Consider the following 18150-nt stretch of genomic DNA (forward strand, 5'->3'; position numbering starts at 1 on the left):
CGGATGTTGGAGCTTTGGACAGCCAGTTTCTTTTGTTGTGAAGATCAAGTATGTTCGCTAATCCCGCTTTTCAATCGCCAGCGAGGCGATGATAGAAGGATTCGGCGCGCCGGTTTTTAAATTCTGTGCGCCCGGCATTAACATCATATACCCGTCTTTTCCGCACCGGCTTTCCGGGGACTGATCGGCGTCGACCCAGGCATGCTGCACCTGGCCGACAACCATGGCGGTGATGCCGGCGCCGCTGAGATCCTCCATGGATTTCAGCGTGCATTCCAACGTGACGAAGCTTTCCTGGATGATCGGCGCGGAAATCGTGCGGGCGTTTTCCAATGTGAAGCCGCCGGCGGAAAACTCATCGGCATCCAGTTCGTTTTGGCGGATTGTTTCGATCAGTGCGTCGTAATAACGCACCGGCAGAAAATTGACCGCAAAAACACCGGTCCGCTTGATGTTGGCATAGGTGTGCGTGTGCTGGTAAAGATTGCCAAGCACGGTAAAGAAGGCCGTCTTGTCCCCGTGGAAGCAGCTCCAGCTGTGAAAACAAATGTTCGGCTTGCCATTCTCTTTCCATGTCGTGACGGCAAATAAAACCTGCGGGATGGCGGCTGCGAGCTCCAGATGGGAAAACAGCTCAAATTCTTCCGGATAAGCGGGTTGGAAATGAGCCGGCCGGTCTGATCCGATTTCAATTTTCATGCGATCTCCTTTCGGCAGACCCTGAATCTGCCTGCGAAGGCCCGGAAGTTAAGTTCAAGCGGGAATCTTCTTGTCATTATTATACACCCTGCTTTGATTTCAGCTTACTTCCGAGTTTAGGGGATGCCTGATTCCGAACGAGTTCATTTTATATAAAAAGGAAGAAATCTGAATCTTACAATTCTGTTAGCGAGCTGTAAGTCCCTTCTAAGGTACAATAAGCGTGACAAGCTTATAATAAAATCGTAATCAAGGAGGAATCACAAATGAAAACATTCAATAAGATTCTGATTGTATGCCAGGTTTTATTTCAGGTCATTGTATTAGGCCAGGACGGCCTTGGCGATATTCATTAATAAAGGAAGGGAAAACTTATGGAAACGATATTACAGGTAAAACAAATTGAAAAGATTTACGGCAATAAAGGAAGCATTACCCGGGCGATCGAGGATATCAGCTTCGAGGTGAAGAAAGGGGAGTTCGTCGGGATCATGGGACCCTCCGGTTCCGGCAAGACGACGCTGCTCAACTGCATCTCGACAATCGACACGGTGACCAGCGGTCATATTTTAATCGGCAAGGACGACATCACCAAGATGAAAAGCAGCCAGCTGTCCAAGTTCCGCCGGGAACAGCTCGGCTTTATCTTCCAGGATTTCAATCTGCTGGATACGCTGACAGCGTATGAAAACATCGCGCTGCCGTTGACAATTCAGCGGGTCAATCCGAAAAAGATTGACAGCCGCATCAAAAAGCTGGCGGTTCAGCTGGGGATTGAGGAAGTCCTGAAAAAATATCCGTATCAGATGTCCGGCGGTCAGCAGCAGCGCGTCGCCTGCGCCCGCGCGATGATCTGCCATCCGTCGCTGATTCTGGCTGACGAGCCGACCGGGGCGTTGGATTCCAAAGCCTCAAGAATGCTGCTGAACAGCTTTGAGGTGCTTAACAAGTCGCTGGAAGCCACGATCCTGATGGTCACTCACGACGCATTCACCGCCAGCTTCGCCCATCGCATTCTGTTCATCAAGGACGGCCGCATATTCAATGAGTTAGTCCGCGGCGACGACGACCGCAAGACATTCTTCAACCGCATCATCGAGGTCGTCAGTTTGTTGGGAGGGGACACCAACAATGTACTTTAAAATCGCGCTGGGCAATGTCCGCCGCAGCATCCGGGATTACGGCGTTTACTTCCTGACTCTGACCTTCGGCGTCTGCCTGTTCTATGTCTTTAATTCAATTCAATCTCAGTCCGTCATGCTGGCGCTGAGTCAGTCGCAGGCGAAAATGCTGGTGCTGTTAAACAATCTGATGCAGATCTTCTCAGTGTTTGTCTGTATCGTCCTGGGCTTTCTGATCGTTTACGCCAATAACTTTCTGATCCGGCGGCGTAAAAAAGAACTTGGTCTGTATCTGGTGATGGGCATGAACAAAGGCACGGTGGCCCGGATCCTGATGATTGAAACCGTAATGATCGGTTTATTGGCCTTCGCGGTCGGTCTGGGCTTGGGGATTCTGGTCTCCCAGGCGCTGACGGTGGTCACCGCCAATCTGTTCATGGTTCAGCTCAAAGCCTTTGAGTTCATCGTTTCCTTTAAGGCAATTCTGTTGTCGGCGCTGTTCTTCGGCGGGATGTATCTGATCGTGCTGATCTTCAACAGTGTGGTTGTCAGCCGGTATAAGCTGATCGATCTGCTTCAGGGCGACCGGCATAACGAAACGCTGAAGCTGCGTTCTATCGGCTTGTCCGTCGTGCTGTTCATCGCCAGTCTGATCATTCTGGGCTGCGCTTACGCGCTGATCCTGGACAATGGCTTTGTGATGTTCACGCTGGAATTCACCGCTTCGATCGTGCTCGGTTCGATCGGAACCTTCCTGTTTTTCTTCTCGCTGTCCGGCTTCCTGCTGAAATTTGTGCAGAGCCGCAAAAGCTTCTACTACCGCAATCTGAATATGTTTGTTATGCGTCAGCTGAACAGCCGGATCAATTCGGCGTTCGTGTCGATGACGATCATCTGCATCATGCTGCTGCTGACAATCGGCGCTTTGTGCACCGGTTTGTCCTTCGGCCAGGTGCTGGCGGGCGATGTCGAGAAAACCTCGCCATACGACGCGACTGTGTACGTTTACGACACGCAGTCGCTGGGCTTCCATTTAACTGAAGATTTCCGCAGCCAAGGATTGGATCTGGATGGTCTGGCCCGTGAAGCGGCCGATCTGGATCTGTATGATCTGGCCGTAAAAATCAAGGATTTCAGCAGTCCGGAAGTCATCGCAACGATGCAGAACAGCACGTCCCATGATGTCGGGGAAATGGCGATCGATTTCCTGCCGCTGTCCCAGCTCAACGCCGCGCTGACAATGCAGTCGAAGCCGGAAGTCACGCTGGCAGAGAACGAATATCTGATCACCTATTCAATGAACGCCGCCGAGTCGGATATCTTCAAGGCAGTCAAGGAACACCGCGAACTGACCATTGACGGCAAGACACTGACGGTCAGCCAGCCGGCGCTGTTCTTACAGCTTCAGAATTTCAGTGCTTACGGCAACTTCTTAACGATCGTGCTGCCGGATTCATTTTTTATCAATAAAATTCCAGCCAGTCAGTCGTTCAATCTGAACTATAACGGATCTGCCGAGGAAGGCGATGCGCGTTTGAATGAAATGATCAAAGCCTATGGGCAGCAGACGGGTTTTGCTTACAACGGCGTCACCCGCGCGGAGATGTACGAGGCCTCCGGTGGGATGAAGCTGATCCTGTCGTATATCGCCGTGTATCTGGGCCTGGTCTTCTTGATCGCTTCGGCGGCGATCCTGGCTTTGCAGCAGCTGTCGGAATCCGCGGACAACGTGCATCGGTACGCTCTGCTGCGAAAGATCGGCGTCGAGGAAAAGATGATCCGCCGCTCGCTGTTCACCCAGATCGCCATTTATTTCCTATTCCCGTTGGCATTAGCCATCGTGCATTCCATCGTCGGCGTCAGCGCGGTGATTCAATCGCTGGTGGCGCTGGTCAAAATTGATATTGGCAGCCAGGTATTGCTTGTCGGCGGGTTCCTGGCCCTGATCTACGGCGGTTATTTCCTGATCACCTACACAAGCAGTCTGAGCGTGATCCGCGACCGCGTGCAAGCCCGCCGTTTGGAATAAGTTCGGCATGACCCCCTGATGAAGGCTGGCGGAGAATGGACTCTGCCAGCTTCTTTTTGGCGGTGAAGTCAAGTGCTGATCAACCGGAGGAATACAAGACCAAAAGACGGACAACCCGCGTTTAAGCTTTCTTCCGCCTTGTTTGATCAGAAAATCGTAATCATTAAGGAATAAAAGTTAAGCAGATTGAGAAAAATGAAAGAAAATCGCAAGGAACATCGACAGGACTTTTGTTATAATAAGAAGGAATTCAGCGAGGAGTTTTGCAACGTGAAAAAAAGAATGATTCAATTAAGTTTACTGGCGCTGGGGCTGACACTGACGCCGGTTCATGCGGAAGTCTCTGGCCGCGCGCTGATCACGGCGGATTCCCGGATCGGGGAAATCGTGCGCCAGGATGCGCCGCGCTTTGAGGACGGGACTGCTTATTTGGAAGAGGATGCGGATTTCCCGCAGATCAAAAGCGATTTTGTCTACATGGTCGATATGGACACCGGCCAGGTGATGATTGACAAAGGCAGCGAGGATCAGATTTATCCCGCTTCCATGACGAAGATGATGACGCTGTTAGTGGCGATTGAAAACGCCCCGGCGCTGGACAGCACGATGACGCTGGGGCCGGAGGTGTTCGCCGGACTGGCGGAGGCGCACGCTTCGGTCGCCGGGTTTAAGCAGGGTGAAACCGTATCGGTAAAAGATCTGCTTTACGGTCTGTTTCTGCCTTCGGGGGCGGATGCCGCCCAGGCGCTGGCACTGGAAGAAGCCGGCAGCGAAACGGCATTTGTCGGACTGATGAACGAAAAAGCGGCTGAGCTGGGAATGTCGGGAACGCATTTTGTCAATACATCCGGACTGCATGATCCCGATCACTACACAACGCTGCGCGATCTGGAAACGCTGATGCGCTATGCTTTGGAAAATCCAACGTTCAGTGAGATCTTTCAGACCCGCCGCTACACCGCTACCCCGTCGCTGCACACTGGCGGGCTGGTGTGGGAAAGCACGCTGTTCGCGAAGATCTCGTCGACCGACCCCGCCAAGATCGATAACGATTCGATTCTCGGCGGCAAAACCGGATATACCAATCCGGCCGGTCTGTGTCTGGCTTCGATCGCGGAGAAAAACGGCACGCGGTATATGTTGATCACCGCACATGCCCCGGTATCCAATACCCCGTATCACATTCTCGACGCGGACCATATCTATGATTATTTCTACGATCATTACAGTAAGCAAACGGTTTTAACGGCGGATCAGACGCTGCTGGAAACCAAGGTTCCGTTTGTCCTGTTCAACGACAAGCTGACGCTGAAGGCTGGGACCGACGTCGTGCTGAATCTGCCCAACGGCTATGATCTGTCTGCGCTGCAGATCGAAACCCAGCTGGACGGGGAGCTTCAAGCTCCGATTGAGGAAGGCCAGCGGTTAGGCATGGCGACGATTACCCGCACCGACACGGAAACCCCGCAGGAATTGGCTCGGATCGAGCTGACCAGTCCGCGCCGTTATCAACGCAGCGCCCTGCTCTACGGCTTCCATCAATTTCAGGAGTGGGTAAAAGCCCATACCGTCTTCTTCGGGCTGGTTGTGCTGGGATTGGTTCTGTGTCTGATTCTGATCCGCGACTACCGGCGGGAACAGCGCCGCTATAAATCAGCCAGGAAGAAACGCAAGCGCCGTCCGCATCTGTGATTTGATTCATGAACTGACAGGAGATTCGATTCCTGTCTTTTTATTTGGATTCATCCTGAGAAGGGAACGCAGGATGAAAATCTTGTGAATATATTTACAAAACAAAGAATCTATGCTAAACTAAGATCAACAATTTGATAAGATAAATAAGAGAAATAAATTATCGAAGCGAATTGCCGGAAAGAGGTGAGGAATCGGTCAACAGAAAGCAAGCAAGGCGCCACCACAAGTGAAGGAGGGATGTTTGTGTTGGAAGCAGTAATGGCTTATCAGAGTTTGATCATCGTGCTCGTCATTGCTGTGCTCGTCATCGTAATTTTGACGACCGGCTACATCAAAGCGCCGCCCGATACGGCGTATATCATTTCCGGCCTGCGGAAGAAAATTATCATCGGCAAGGCCAGTATTAAAATTCCTTTCTTTGAACGGATGGACCGGCTGAGTCTGAAGCTGATTCCGATCGACGTCAAGACGTCTACCGCCGTGCCGACCGCGGATTACATCAATATCCAGGTCGACGCCGCCGTCAATATCAAGATCAGCAGCGACAGCGAACGGTTGTCCGTTGCCGCGGAAAACTTCCTGAATCAGGATACGGATTATATCGCCCGCGTCGCGCGCGAAGTGCTGGAAGGCAACATGCGCGAGATCGTCGGCCGCATGAAACTAGAGGAAATGGTCAGCGACCGTCAGAAATTCGCGGAGCTGGTCAAGGAAAACGCGATGCCGGACCTGGCGGCGATGGGACTGGACATCATCAGCTTCAACGTTCAGAACTTCTCCGACTCCAACGGCGTGATCGACGATCTGGGCATCGACAATATCTCGCAGATCAAGAAGAAAGCCGCGATCGCCAAAGCCGAAGCGGATAAGGAAATCGCCGTGGCGAAGGCCGAGGCGGACCGGCAGGCCAGCGACGCGCGGATCAACGCCGAGCGCGAGATCGCGATCAAGAACAACGAGCTGGAAATCCAGAAGGCCGAACTGAAAAAGGAAGCGGATCTCAAACAGGCCGAAGCCGACGCCGCGTATCAGATCGAACAGGAAACCCAGCGCAAAACGATTGAAATCACATCCGCCAATGCTAATATCGCCAAACAGGAACGCGAGGTTCTGTTGAAGGAGAAGGAAGCGGAAGTTAAGGAAAAAGCACTGGACGCGCAGATCCGCAAGCAGGCGGAAGCGGAGAAATATGCGCAGCAGCAGCGCTCCGACGCCCAGCTGTACGCCCGCCAGAAAGAAGCCGAAGCGCGCAAATTTGAAATCCAGCAGGAAGCGGAAGCCCAGAAAGCCAAGGCCGACGCGGAACGGTATACGAAGGAACGCGAAGCACAGGGCATCCAGATGGTCGGCGAAGCGGAAGCCGAAGCTGCCCGGGCTAAAGGCATCGCCGAAGCGGAAGCGATGGAAAAGAAAGCGCTGGCTTATCAGAAATACAACGACGCCGCAATGGCGGAAATGTTGATCCAGATTCTGCCGGAGGTTGCCGGCAAGATCGCCGAACCGTTAAGCCAGATTGACAAGATCACGATTATCGGCGGCGAAGGCAGCGGATTGGACGGAGTGTCCAATAACGTGCCGGCCGTCATGGCGAAATTATTTGAGTCAATGAAGGAAACCACCGGCATCGACCTGAAGGAAATCGTCCGGGCCGGCTCCTACGACGCCAAGGTCAACCGCAATCTCAACGTCCGCGGTCTGACGCTGCCGTCTTCAACGGAAGCGGTTCAGGAAATGGAAGCTGATCCTGCCGCAACGACTCAAGATGAAAACGAACCGGTCGCTGACTGACCGGTTTTCGTTTGCTTAAAACTTATAGGTTTTCACAAAGCGCCAGATGTCTGAAGTCGTCCGCAGAAGAAACAAACGGAGGAAAACCCGGCTCTCAACAAGGGGTGAGAAAGTCGCTCCGCTGCTTTTTTCAAAATTTGTCAATCTTCGATTTATCGCTTTGTTATGCGGTTTTTGTTGTAATTTAATGATAATGCGTCTATAATAAATCACTGTGTAAAGGAATGGTACTTTTATGGCATATCAGAAGATTATTAACATCGCGGTCATTGCCCACGTCGACGCCGGTAAGTCGACGCTGGTGGATGCGTTTTTAAATCAGAGTCACGTTTTCCGGGATAACGAGGAAACGGTTGACTGCGTTATGGACAGCAACGATCTGGAACGGGAACGGGGCATTACAATTTACTCCAAGAACTGTTCTGTGACGTACAAGGATTACAAAATCAATGTCGTCGATACTCCGGGCCACGCGGATTTTTCCTCCGAGGTTGAACGGATCATCAAGACGGTCGACACCGTCATCCTGCTGGTGGATTCCAGCGAAGGACCGATGCCGCAGACGCGCTTCGTGCTTCAGAAGAGTCTGGAATGCGGCCTGCGCCCGATTCTCTTGATCAACAAGATCGACAAGAAGGATGAACGGGCCGATCAGGTCATCGACGAGGTTTACGATCTGTTCCTCGATCTGAACGCGACCGACGAACAGCTGGACTTCCCGATCCTCTACGGCATCGCCCGTCAGGGAATCGTGCGTTATCAGCCAAATGATGAAAACGAGGACATCATCCCGTTGTTTGAAACGATCCTGAAGCATTGCGAAGCGTATCCGGATTTCACGGAAGAACCGGTGCAGATGCAGGTTTCCGCTTTGGCTTACGACGATTACATCGGCCGTTTGGGCATCGGCCGGGTTTATGAAGGCACGCTGAAAGAGGGCAGCACGGTCATCCTGTGCAACGAGGACGGCCGTCAGGAACGCCGTAAAATCAATCAGGTGTTCGTGTATAAGGGCTTAAGCCGGATCGCCGTGCCGGAAGCACAGTGCGGTGAAATCGTCATGATCTCCGGCGTGGCCGATATCTCGATCGGCGATACGCTGTGTGATCCGGAAAGCATCCGGCCGCTGCCGATGATCCGGATTGAAGAACCGACGCTGTCGATGAACTTTATGGTCAACACTTCACCGTTTGCCGGACAGTCTGGAAAATACGTCACTTCCCGCAACATCCGCGAACGGCTGGAAAAAGAACTGGAAGTCAACGTCGGCCTGAAGGTTGAAGAAACCGATACGACCGACTGCTTCAAGGTTTCCGGCCGCGGCGAGCTGCATCTGTCAGTCCTGCTGGAAAACATGCGCCGGGAAGGCTATGAAGTGGCGGTCTCCAAGCCGGAAGTCATCATGCACAAGGTTGACGGCGCGCTGTATGAGCCGGTCGAGGAAGTCGTGTGCAGCGTTCCTAACGAATACGCGGGAACGGTCATCTCCAAGCTGAACCTGCGCAAGGGCATCATGGTCGATATCCAGGATGAAGGCAGCTACACGCGGATTTTATACACGGTTCCGACGCGCGGCTTACTCGGCTACCGTTCGGAATTCATCAACGATACGCGCGGCGAAGGCACGATGGTCCGCCGTCTGGCCGGTTATGAAGCCTACAAGGGCGATATCCCGCAGCGGGCTAACGGCGCGCTGATTTCCACGGAAACCGGCAAGGCGATGACCTATGCGCTGTGGAATATTCAGGAACGCGGCCAGCTGTTCGTTTCCCCGCAGACGGAAGTCTACGAAGGAATGATCATCGGCATGTCGGCCCGGAATATGGACATGGACGTCAACCCGTTGAAAAACAAGAAGATGACGGCAGTTCGCTCGACTGGCAACGACGAAGCGATGAAGCTGGTTCCGCCGAAGATCATGTCGCTGGAAGAAGCGCTGGAATTCATCAACGACGATGAACTGGTTGAACTGACGCCGACGGATATCCGGATCCGCAAGAAATATCTGACGGCATTGGAACGCCGGCAGCACATGCGCGAGCTGAACAAGGCTGCGGCAGAGCTGGAAGAAGAATAAATCCTTGAAACATCCGTTTACTGCGGATGTTTTTTCTGCCGCGGCGCAAGGATTTGATGAACGAATACACATTGTTTTTCAGGAAACTATCGGTATAATGAAATTAAAGAAGCCCGGGGTATGTCCGAAGAGGCATGCAGGGGGATAAAACAAGCCGGAGGAATTAATGATGGATCAGAATCAAGTTCAGACTCATGTCGGCCCTTATGTATTCAGTTTATTCTTTAAACTCAACACGCGCACGGTGTACAGAACTTTAAGTCGGAATTTGCAGGTTTTTTTCGGAGGGGAAGCCTGTCTGTTGATTCTGCTTGGCATATTGATTAAGAATCAGGGAAGCATTGGCTGGTTCGCGTCTGTTCTTTTCCTCGGCGGATTCTTTTTTGTGCTATTGATATTATTCATTCCGAAGGCTGTAAAAAGCGTGAGTCAAAGAACTTTGAATGAAGAAATTGATGGAAATCTAAGGCTTAAAGCTGGATATACGCTAACCTTTTCCTTTAGTGAGGATGAGTTTGAAGTTAGCGCGGAAAACAGCTGGGAGCGATTGAAATACGCTGAATGTTACGGATATCTGGAAGATCCGGAATTTCTTTTTATCCAACCACAGAAAAACTACGGATATCCGTTGGAAAAAAAGAACTGTGATCCCGATCAGCTTCAGTTTCTAAAACAAAAGCTGGTAAACCGGATTCGATAAAACCTTTTTTGACCGACGTTTCCGAGAGAAACTTACAAAATCTGAAAAAGGTTCTGAAGGCCGTAGACTTATTGAAGGATGCCCGGCAATCCCAGGCTTATCATCGGCAGCGATCACTCTTGAAAGGAATAGAAGAAATTTTAAATCTAAAATGCGGTAACGGAGGGAAAAATGAAAAACATTTTGCTGATGAGTTTATCCATGGTTTTCTTGTGTAGTTGTTCATTCAAAGAAAAGGAAGTTATCGCTGATCCAACAATTACAGTTGAGCCGGCTCCTACTCAAAATATCGAAGAGGATACTTCAGAAAGAGATTATCGTGGTCTCGTTCCAGGAACATCGAATATTAAAGATCAAATTAAAGAAAAGTTTCTATTTTACCCTACGGATATCATCATTAACTTGGATACAAAGAACATACGATGGGTAGCGGATTGTGGAGTTGGTCTCGATCTTGATCTATTTACTGAGCAAGATCAAGAAGCTTATACAAAACTTCATCGGTCAATTTATGAAGGGACATTGACTGAGATTGCTGAAAATAGTTACAGTGCTAAAGGAGAATTTATGCCGACAATGTTATCTAAAAATTCGCCTATATCAGAAAGTGTAGACTTTTATTTGATTTTGAAAGACAGAAAAGCTTATATTGTTCTTGAAGAAATGAGCTTGGATGATCTTGAAGAATATAATTCTGATTCGTATTACTATTGGCACGAAAAAACAGAGGAATAACCTCTTAATAGCGTAAACCCAGAAAATTTTGGATTTGCGTTTTTTATATTAGGATTCTAAAAAAAAGTGAAATAAAAAAATTGAGTATATGAAAACCAAATAGTTGTTACTATTCACCGATAAACAAGGAAGAAAAGAATGTGAATAAAAACTGTTAAGAGGAAAATAATAAAATTTTCACTTTTTCAAACGGTTATTGAACGTCAATGCCGCATTGTAAAGGCAAAGAAAAGAATTTTCAAACAGTTTGTTTCTGAGGACAGTGGCTTATCACTGTGGTGACTGATCATTCTTCAGACTGCAATCTTATGAAAAGAAAACACAATAGCGGCACTCGAACGAGTTCTCAACTAATACGCTCTTTTCATTTCGGTGAAGAGTAACTAACAGTTACCAAAACTTTTTTAATTATTCTGTCTTATCACGGTATTCTTGATTTAAAGAAATCACGTCTTTTTTCTACAGGAAGCGGGTTAATGATATTGTAAAGGCATCTTACCCTTTCCCCTGGTAAAAGAATGAGGAAGTATACGAGCATGAGAGAAGAAAGACGGATCACTGAGGACGAAAGAAAATGCCTGTAAAATATTCCTGAGATGCATAATATACTATACTACTCATGGTCATAAATAAGATGTGGCTTAGGATCCATAAAAGCAGCCTAGACATAAGGCGCTTGATCATTCTTAAATAAACCAAGATCATGGATAGTTCTGGGTTTTACTTTTCCATTTTCGCGATAAGACTGAACAAGGTAAATAAAAGAAGTTTTTTCTACCTTTATTGTTTGGAACTACTTTAATAAACATAAGACCGCTCATTTCCTATACTGCAATTATACTGTAATACACTGAATAATTGAATAATATAGGTTCTGCTATGCCACATATTGATTGTTTAAAGCATATTTAAAAAAAGCGCAAATCCAGAATTTTCTGGGTTTACGCCATTGACTGCAAAAAATGCAGTGTTTTTATTTGTATAGCTCACCTTGATGGTATCACTAAAACTTATAGTTTTCATAAAATAAATAAAGTTTTCTTAGCGTCTTAAACTTGATAAACTTTTAGCGAGGAGGAAACTAAATGAAGAAAACAATTTGTCTGATGCTCAGTGTCTTGCTGACTCTGAGCTTGTCCGGGTGTGCGAATAACGACACGCCGAAAGAAAAAGCAGCACTCTACAAAGCTGGAACAGTAACGGGTACCGCGCAGGGAATGGATGGACCTGTCAGCGTCGAGGTAACGTTCGACGATACGAAAATATTGACAATTCAGATTGTAGAAGAGAATGAAACAGCCGGTATTTGTGAATGGGTTTATGAGACGCTGCCAGATCAGATTATCACGAACCAATCGCTGGCAGTCGATACTGTTTCTGGTGCGACCGTGACGTCCAACGCGGTGCTGAACGCTGTTGCGGATGCAGTCGAGCAGGCTGGAGGCTCAGCGGCAGCGCTCAAAGAAAAACCCGTGGTGTCTGCTGCTGAAGATGCCGAGCATGAAACGGACGTTGTTGTTGTCGGCGCTGGATTGTCCGGACTGATGGCGGCCTTGGCTGCATCGTCGACAGGCGCACGGGTTACTTTAATCGAAAAAACCGGTGTGATTGGCGGGACAAGTATTACGGCTTCCGGTATTTTTGCCTGTGCTGAAAAGGAAGCAAACATTCAGCCAATGTTTGACAGCTGGATGAAAAAAAACGAAAACAATCTTCGCAATCAAGTCGATGAGGAAATGGTGCGGGCCCTTTGTGAAGTTTCGCCCGAGGTTATTAATTTGCTTAAAGACAGCGGTGTGGAATACGAAATCAGAACATCAGATTCAGGTTCTCAAACCTTTTTCTCCAATGCCTCCGAAGCGTCGCTGCGTAATGCCTTAACTATTCAGATGGCAAGCGCGGAAGCGACTGGTAAAGGTGCTGAGAATACGATAAAGACATTGACAGAAGCCTGTGAAAAAGCTGGAATTGAAATTTTTCTGAATATGCCAGCCACTGAATTATTGATTGAAAATGGCAATGTTAATGGTGTGCGCAGTGAATCAAAAAAATCCGGAAACCATATTTTTCATGCGGCAGCAGTTGTTCTGGCCACCGGAGATTATGCCAAAAATGCTGAACTGACTGCGGAAATCAATCCCCGCGCCGCTGGTGAATATTCCGCAACGGCCATTGGCAATACTGGTGATGGTATCAAACTGGCGTTGTCCGCAGGCGGGGTGCTTGATGAATTTCAGGAATCGATGAGCGGGGTGTTTAACGCCAATCCTTTCGATATGCCGACAATTGGGCAAAAAGCGAATTCTTATCCGTTTGAATCTATTGTTTTAACGATGGAGGGCGAACGGGTGTTCCGGGAAGATGGAGGAAGTCATCAACAAATGGTTCATTACATCCGTGACAACGCGCTCGATACAGCATGGTGCGTTATGGATCAGGCGATTGCCAATCATTTTGTTCGACTGGACGAATATCTTGAAGCAACCGCCGCGGGAAGTCCGATAATCCGCGCTTATCAGGCTGCCACAGTGACTGAACTTGCAGACTTGATGGAAATCGATTCAACTGTACTGCAGAACACGATAAACCAGTATAATGTGCAATGTGAGCAGAGAAATGACAGCGATTGCGGCAAGGATCCAAAATACCTGGACGCGATCGATGAAGGACCCTATTACGCAGTGTTGCTTTATGATGGAACCCGCGGCAATTACGGCGGAATTCTGACAAGTCCTCAAGGAGAAGTCGTCAACGCTGCCGGTCAGCCGATTGTCGGGCTTTATGCTGGCGGCTTAGTGTCTTCCGGTGCTTTCTTTGCCGACTATTATCCAGGCGGGGAAGCGCTCGCTGTCGCTTCCCATATGGGGTTCATAGCTGGAAGAAGCGCGGCGCTGTATTCTCAGAATTGATTAAATTAAAAATTCCGTTATCTGTCTGTGAACAGATATACGGAATTTTTTTAATCAAGATTCATATGATTCCTTACGATTTGAATAAAGGCCTCGGCCATTTCTGGGAATTTTAATTTCTTACTATAAACAGCGGCAAACAGGTTGATATATGGATGCGACCCAAAGGAATATAAATAACTTTGTTCTTCCTGACTCAGCCGCTGTGTACCGCGGGGATGACCGTAGAAACACAGACCATAGCCTGCTCTGGCCAGTTGCAGTTCAGCTTGAACATTTTTAATCCGAAAGATTCGGGCAGGATGAAACTCATTTTCAGCAAAAATTCGCTCAGTGATATGGCCAAGCATTTGGTCGGATGGAGGAATCAAAAACCGATAATTGGAAAGAGCTTGCAGATCTGTCCAGGGCCGATCAGAAAACGGACATACTGAGGTTTTTGGCTTAATTAGGCAGGCCGCAGCATACAGTAAAATTTCATCTTCAAAAATCGGTCGAATTACATGGCTCGGATCCAGGGTTGGATCATTGGTGAAGATCAGATCCAGCTCGCATGCTTTTAACATGTGATTGAGGTTCTTGTAAGCATCTTCGGTAAGAATGATTTCAGTTTCAGGGAAAGCTTTTTCAAAAATGATCAAAGGTTTTACAAAGGAACACGTTCTTGAAAAGGGAATGCCGATACGCAGCGTACCACGTCCAAACGCGCTGAGCTGTAGAGAATTATCAAGCTCTTTCTTACTTTTTATCACTTTCCGTGCAAAATCCAGATATTCTAATCCCGCAGGAGTCGGGGCCATTGTATTACCATTCCAACGGAAAAGCTCGATGTTCAGTTCTTCTTCTAATGAGCGCAGAAAATTAGATAACGCAGGTTGGGTGATGTAGAGCGCTCGCGCAGCCTTCGTTAAATTACGATAACGGTCTATTGCGTCCAGATATACCAGATCTCTAAAGTCCATTGCGGTTTACCTCTGCCGCTAGTATATCATAGTCGCAATTGTGTGAAAACAGATAATCGGAAAACACAAGATAGGTATTATTCAATTTTAAGATTCAATTTGGGATTTTGCTGATGAATGGATGATCCTCCGTTGTATTTTAATTTTTCTGTGGTTATAATGAAAGTAATTGAATAACGAACTAATTTGGAGAAAAGAGGGAGCGTATGTCCTGGAATATCGCGGCGGAGTGCATCTCCATTGTTTTTTTATCGATCATTCTGGTGTACGCCTACAAAGGCACGCTGCTGCCGTCGTGGAAAAACCGGATGTTTCAGTGCTGCCTGGGGGCGACCTTTGCGGCGATGGTATCCAACGTTCTTTCGACGCTGCTGCTGGCCAGTCCGCACTGGGTTGATTCCTGGCTGTGCTGGGGCGTAACGGAAATCTATTTTTTAGCGACGCCGTTAATGGGACTGGCCTATTATTGCTACACGGCGGCGACGGTTTTCGAGGAACATGCCGGCGGACGGCGAGCGCTCTGGCTCGGTATTCTGCCGGGCGTTTTGTATGCTGTTCTCGTTCTGCTCAATCCCTGGACCGGCATGCTGTTCACGATCCGGGCAGGGGTTTATCTGCGCGGCCCGTGGATCATCACGACCTATCTGATCTTCTATTTTTATTGTTTGATCTCCGTCGTGCTGGTGCGGCGGTTTCGCCGCTGGCTGGAACCGCAGATCTATAAAATTCTATTTGTTTTTCCGCTGATCGCCTGCAGCGTCATCGTGGTCCAGCAGCTGTTTCCCGACGTTATCTTAAGCGGATCGGCGGCGACGACGGCGATCCTGCTGATTTATCTCTATTTACAAAATAAGCAGATCTCTCTGGATCCGCTGACGGGGTTGGGCAACCGCGTCGAGTTCCAGAAAATGATCAGCCTGTCGATGCAGAACAACCGCTCGTTGTTTTTGGTGATGGTAATTTCACTGCGCGACTTCAAGCAGATCAACGATCACTTCGGTCAGCGGACTGGCGATCATTTCCTCAAACAGATCGCTTCGACGTTGAAAACGATGGCGGCGCCCTATCCCCTGTATCGGTTCTCCGGCGATGAATTCGCGCTGCTGATCCGCAACCGCACGCCTAAAGAAATGGAAAAGCTTGAACAGGACATTCTGGCACGCTTTAACAAACCGTTTGAAATCGACGGATACAGTTATCGGCTGCACGCGGTGATCGGGCTGGCTGCCTACCCCAACAGCGCGGAAAGTCTGGAAGGCTTGATCAACGGTCTGGAATACGCGGTCAATCAGGCGAAGCTGCATCATTGGAAGCTCTGTTATTGCGACCAGACGATGCTTGAAGGGATGCGCCGGCGCACGGAGATCATTGAAATCTTAAAACAAAAGCTGCAGGAACAGGCGTTTGTCATGGTGTATCAACCGATTTTGGAGGTGAAGACCGGGCGGATCAGCGCGGTGGAATCGCTGATGCGAATCCCTGAAAGTCCTCTGGGGCCGCTGTCGCCGGGCGAGTTTATTCCGATCGCCGAGGAAACCGGACTGATCATTCCGATGACCTGGCAGATTCTGCGGCAGATCTGCGTGATGATCGTCCGGCTGCACGAACAAGGAATGACGCTGCCGGCGGTGCATGTCAATTTTTCAGCCGTTCAGCTGGTTCAGCCGGAGCTGGCGGAAACCGTCCTGCGGACGCTGCGCGAGTGCCGGACCGATCCGAAACAGATCATCATTGAAATTACGGAAACAGCCCTTGCCGAGAATCCTGAGGAAACGATCCGCTTTGCCCGGACGATGATGGAACACGGCGTGAAGATCGAAATGGATGATTTCGGCACCGGCTATTCTAATATCGATTCCGTCATGCACATGCCTTTAAGCACAGTGAAGCTGGACCGCAGTCTTGTTGTATCGGCTGTGGAAAACCCGCGCAGCGCGACGATGACCGGATATTTGATCCGGGTCTTTCACGAGCTGGGCTATGAAGTGCTGGCGGAAGGCGTGGAAACCGTCGAGCAGGATCAATTCGTGCGCGCGGAAGGCGTCGATCTGATTCAGGGGTTCTATTATTCACGGCCGCTGGCAGAAACGCAGCTGACCGAGTTTCTGGCCCATTTCCAGGATCAACAGCCCTCCGGAGCTTGACGGACGCGGTATAATAAAAGAAAAAGGAGGATCATTGCCATGTCAGAAGCGACGATCAGAGATCTTCAAACACGCCGGGCAATCCGCCAGTTTCAATCCGCTGCCCCCTCTGCCGAACTGCTGGATCTTGTCTTAAAAACCGGAACTTACGCTCCCACGGGTCAGGGCAAACAAGCGCCGGTGATCATCGCCGTTCAGGATCCGCAGCTGCGCGCGCAGCTGACGCGGATGAACGCCGAATATGCCAAACCGGGAACCGATCCTTACTATGGCGCGCCAGTGATCATTCTGGTTCTGGCCGACAGTACGGTCGGCACCTGGGTTGAAGACGGCAGCTGCGTGCTGTGCACGATGATGCAGGCGGCGCATGCGCTGGGTCTGGGCAGCGTCTGGATTCACCGCGAGCGTCAGATGTTCGACAGCGCGGAAGGCAAGGCGCTGCTAAAAGAATGGGGTCTGAGCGAGAACCTGCGCGGCGTCGGCGCGCTGGCGCTGGGCCAACCGGCCGGTGAAGCTCCGCAGCCGAAACCCCGCAAAGCCGATTATATTCTGAAGCTGTAAAAGCAGAAACGCCGGATCGCCGGCGTTTTTTGCGTTTCCGGGGGATGAGTGTCGGAAAGTGCGGAAAAGCGATTGTCAAGCCGGACTCCTTTCGTTATCATAGAGAAGACAAAGCGAGGCGAAGCCGCGCTAAAAGGGGGAGAATCGGAATGTCGATCGGAATCAATCAAAATGAAGAAGAACTGGAACAATGCCTGTTCGACGCCTTGATCGAGCTGATGCGGCGGATGCCGTTAGACAAACTGACGGTCAACGATCTGTTGAAACAAGCTCACGTCAGCCGGTCCAGCTTCTACCGGCGCTATCAGGATAAATATGATCTGGTCAACAAGAGTTATCAGAAGATACTCGACAAGACGCTTTATACCTTTCTGGACGGCTGCGGCTGGCATGATTCGGTGAAGGCCTTGTATCAGGTGTTTCAGGAAAATCTGTTTTTCTTTCAGAATGCGCTGCGCTCGCATGATCCCAACTCGCTGCGCAACTATATTTTTCAGATCAGCCTGAACCTGTATGCGGAAACGTTGAAGCGCCATGGGGAAGACGTGCAGGACTGGCATACGATGGCCATGCTGCGGGTGCATATTTACGGCAATCTCGAGCTTATGTGCGAATGGGTGGAGAACGGCATGGATAAAACGATCGACGAGATGATCCAGCTTTCCCACGATACGCTGCCGCAACGGTTTAAGCCGTATTTCAACGATTGATCGTGAATTTGCGGACAAAG

Annotated in this window: 13 protein-coding genes; 11 read left to right on the forward strand and 2 right to left on the reverse strand. The window is 49.5% G+C overall.

All coding sequences use genetic code 11. The features are described 5' to 3' along the window. Positions 1–57: 57 nt before the first annotated feature. A complete protein-coding gene (locus tag DWY25_RS05060) occupies positions 58–699 on the reverse strand; it encodes a flavin reductase family protein (protein WP_117894332.1) in 642 nt (213 codons plus the stop codon). A 374-nt stretch (positions 700–1073) separates the two neighbouring features. Between DWY25_RS05060 and DWY25_RS05065 the strand changes: the two genes are divergently transcribed. The 8 genes from DWY25_RS05065 to DWY25_RS05100 all read left to right on the forward strand — a co-directional run bounded on the left by DWY25_RS05065 (position 1074) and on the right by DWY25_RS05100 (position 13753). Beyond that, a complete protein-coding gene (locus tag DWY25_RS05065; protein WP_117894333.1) occupies positions 1074–1841 on the forward strand; it encodes an ABC transporter ATP-binding protein in 768 nt (255 codons plus the stop codon). After that, positions 1831–3849 (forward strand): ABC transporter permease, encoded by a 2019-nt coding sequence (locus DWY25_RS05070; RefSeq protein WP_117894334.1) that lies wholly within the window; start codon positions 1831–1833, stop codon positions 3847–3849. Before DWY25_RS05065 ends, DWY25_RS05070 begins: the two co-directional genes overlap by 11 nt. 270 nt (positions 3850–4119) lie before the next feature. Next, complete coding sequence (locus tag DWY25_RS05075; protein WP_181981702.1) at positions 4120–5541, forward strand: D-alanyl-D-alanine carboxypeptidase family protein; 1422 nt, start codon at positions 4120–4122, stop codon at positions 5539–5541. Positions 5542–5781: 240 nt separating this feature from the next. Continuing rightward, positions 5782–7332: a flotillin family protein gene (locus DWY25_RS05080; protein ID WP_117894336.1), complete on the forward strand. Its 1551-nt coding sequence runs from the start codon at positions 5782–5784 to the stop codon at positions 7330–7332. 235 nt (positions 7333–7567) lie between these two features. After that, entirely contained in the window at positions 7568–9409 is a 1842-nt protein-coding gene (gene typA / locus DWY25_RS05085) for a translational GTPase TypA (RefSeq protein ID WP_006059883.1), read from the forward strand. A gap of 169 nt (positions 9410–9578) precedes the next feature. Beyond that, on the forward strand, positions 9579–10109 hold the full coding sequence (locus DWY25_RS05090) for a YcxB family protein (protein WP_117894337.1): 531 nt from the start codon (positions 9579–9581) through the stop codon (positions 10107–10109). Between the two features lie 171 nt (positions 10110–10280). Next, the gene (locus DWY25_RS05095) at positions 10281–10844 is read left to right on the forward strand and encodes a hypothetical protein (protein WP_117894338.1); all 564 of its coding nucleotides are present in this window, start codon (positions 10281–10283) and stop codon (positions 10842–10844) included. Positions 10845–11929: 1085 nt separating this feature from the next. After that, complete coding sequence (locus DWY25_RS05100) at positions 11930–13753, forward strand: FAD-dependent oxidoreductase (RefSeq protein ID WP_117894339.1); 1824 nt, start codon at positions 11930–11932, stop codon at positions 13751–13753. A 50-nt stretch (positions 13754–13803) separates the two neighbouring features. Here the strand turns inward: DWY25_RS05100 and DWY25_RS05105 are convergent, their stop codons facing one another. Next, the gene (locus DWY25_RS05105; protein WP_117894340.1) at positions 13804–14715 is read right to left on the reverse strand and encodes a LysR family transcriptional regulator; all 912 of its coding nucleotides are present in this window, start codon (positions 14713–14715) and stop codon (positions 13804–13806) included. Positions 14716–14921: 206 nt separating this feature from the next. Between DWY25_RS05105 and DWY25_RS05110 the strand changes: the two genes are divergently transcribed. From DWY25_RS05110 to DWY25_RS05120, 3 genes are all read left to right on the forward strand, one after another. Continuing rightward, positions 14922–16859, forward strand: coding sequence for a putative bifunctional diguanylate cyclase/phosphodiesterase (locus DWY25_RS05110; RefSeq protein WP_117894341.1), 1938 nt, complete (start codon positions 14922–14924; stop codon positions 16857–16859). Positions 16860–16898: 39 nt separating this feature from the next. Further along, on the forward strand, positions 16899–17420 hold the full coding sequence (locus DWY25_RS05115) for a nitroreductase family protein (RefSeq protein WP_117894342.1): 522 nt from the start codon (positions 16899–16901) through the stop codon (positions 17418–17420). A 149-nt stretch (positions 17421–17569) separates the two neighbouring features. Next, positions 17570–18130, forward strand: a complete 561-nt coding sequence (locus DWY25_RS05120) for a TetR/AcrR family transcriptional regulator (RefSeq protein WP_181981703.1) — start codon at positions 17570–17572, stop codon at positions 18128–18130. Positions 18131–18150 lie beyond the last annotated feature (20 nt).

This window comes from Holdemania filiformis (genome assembly GCF_003459085.1).
GTDB classification, from domain to species: Bacteria; Bacillota_I; Bacilli_A; order Erysipelotrichales; family Erysipelotrichaceae; genus Holdemania; species Holdemania filiformis.

Bases quoted from the DNA above. Each gene is read 5' to 3' on its own strand.
- DWY25_RS05060 (WP_117894332.1), bottom strand. From the start codon at position 699: ATGAAAATTGAAATCGGATCAGACCGGCCGGCTCATTTCCAACCCGCT.
- DWY25_RS05065 (WP_117894333.1), top strand. From the start codon at position 1,074: ATGGAAACGATATTACAGGTAAAACAAATTGAAAAGATTTACGGCAAT.
- DWY25_RS05070 (WP_117894334.1), top strand. From the start codon at position 1,831: ATGTACTTTAAAATCGCGCTGGGCAATGTCCGCCGCAGCATCCGGGAT.
- DWY25_RS05080 (WP_117894336.1), top strand. From the start codon at position 5,782: ATGTTTGTGTTGGAAGCAGTAATGGCTTATCAGAGTTTGATCATCGTG.
- typA (WP_006059883.1), top strand. From the start codon at position 7,568: ATGGCATATCAGAAGATTATTAACATCGCGGTCATTGCCCACGTCGAC.
- DWY25_RS05090 (WP_117894337.1), top strand. From the start codon at position 9,579: ATGGATCAGAATCAAGTTCAGACTCATGTCGGCCCTTATGTATTCAGT.
- DWY25_RS05095 (WP_117894338.1), top strand. From the start codon at position 10,281: ATGAAAAACATTTTGCTGATGAGTTTATCCATGGTTTTCTTGTGTAGT.
- DWY25_RS05100 (WP_117894339.1), top strand. From the start codon at position 11,930: ATGAAGAAAACAATTTGTCTGATGCTCAGTGTCTTGCTGACTCTGAGC.
- DWY25_RS05105 (WP_117894340.1), bottom strand. From the start codon at position 14,715: ATGGACTTTAGAGATCTGGTATATCTGGACGCAATAGACCGTTATCGT.
- DWY25_RS05110 (WP_117894341.1), top strand. From the start codon at position 14,922: ATGTCCTGGAATATCGCGGCGGAGTGCATCTCCATTGTTTTTTTATCG.
- DWY25_RS05115 (WP_117894342.1), top strand. From the start codon at position 16,899: ATGTCAGAAGCGACGATCAGAGATCTTCAAACACGCCGGGCAATCCGC.
- DWY25_RS05120 (WP_181981703.1), top strand. From the start codon at position 17,570: ATGTCGATCGGAATCAATCAAAATGAAGAAGAACTGGAACAATGCCTG.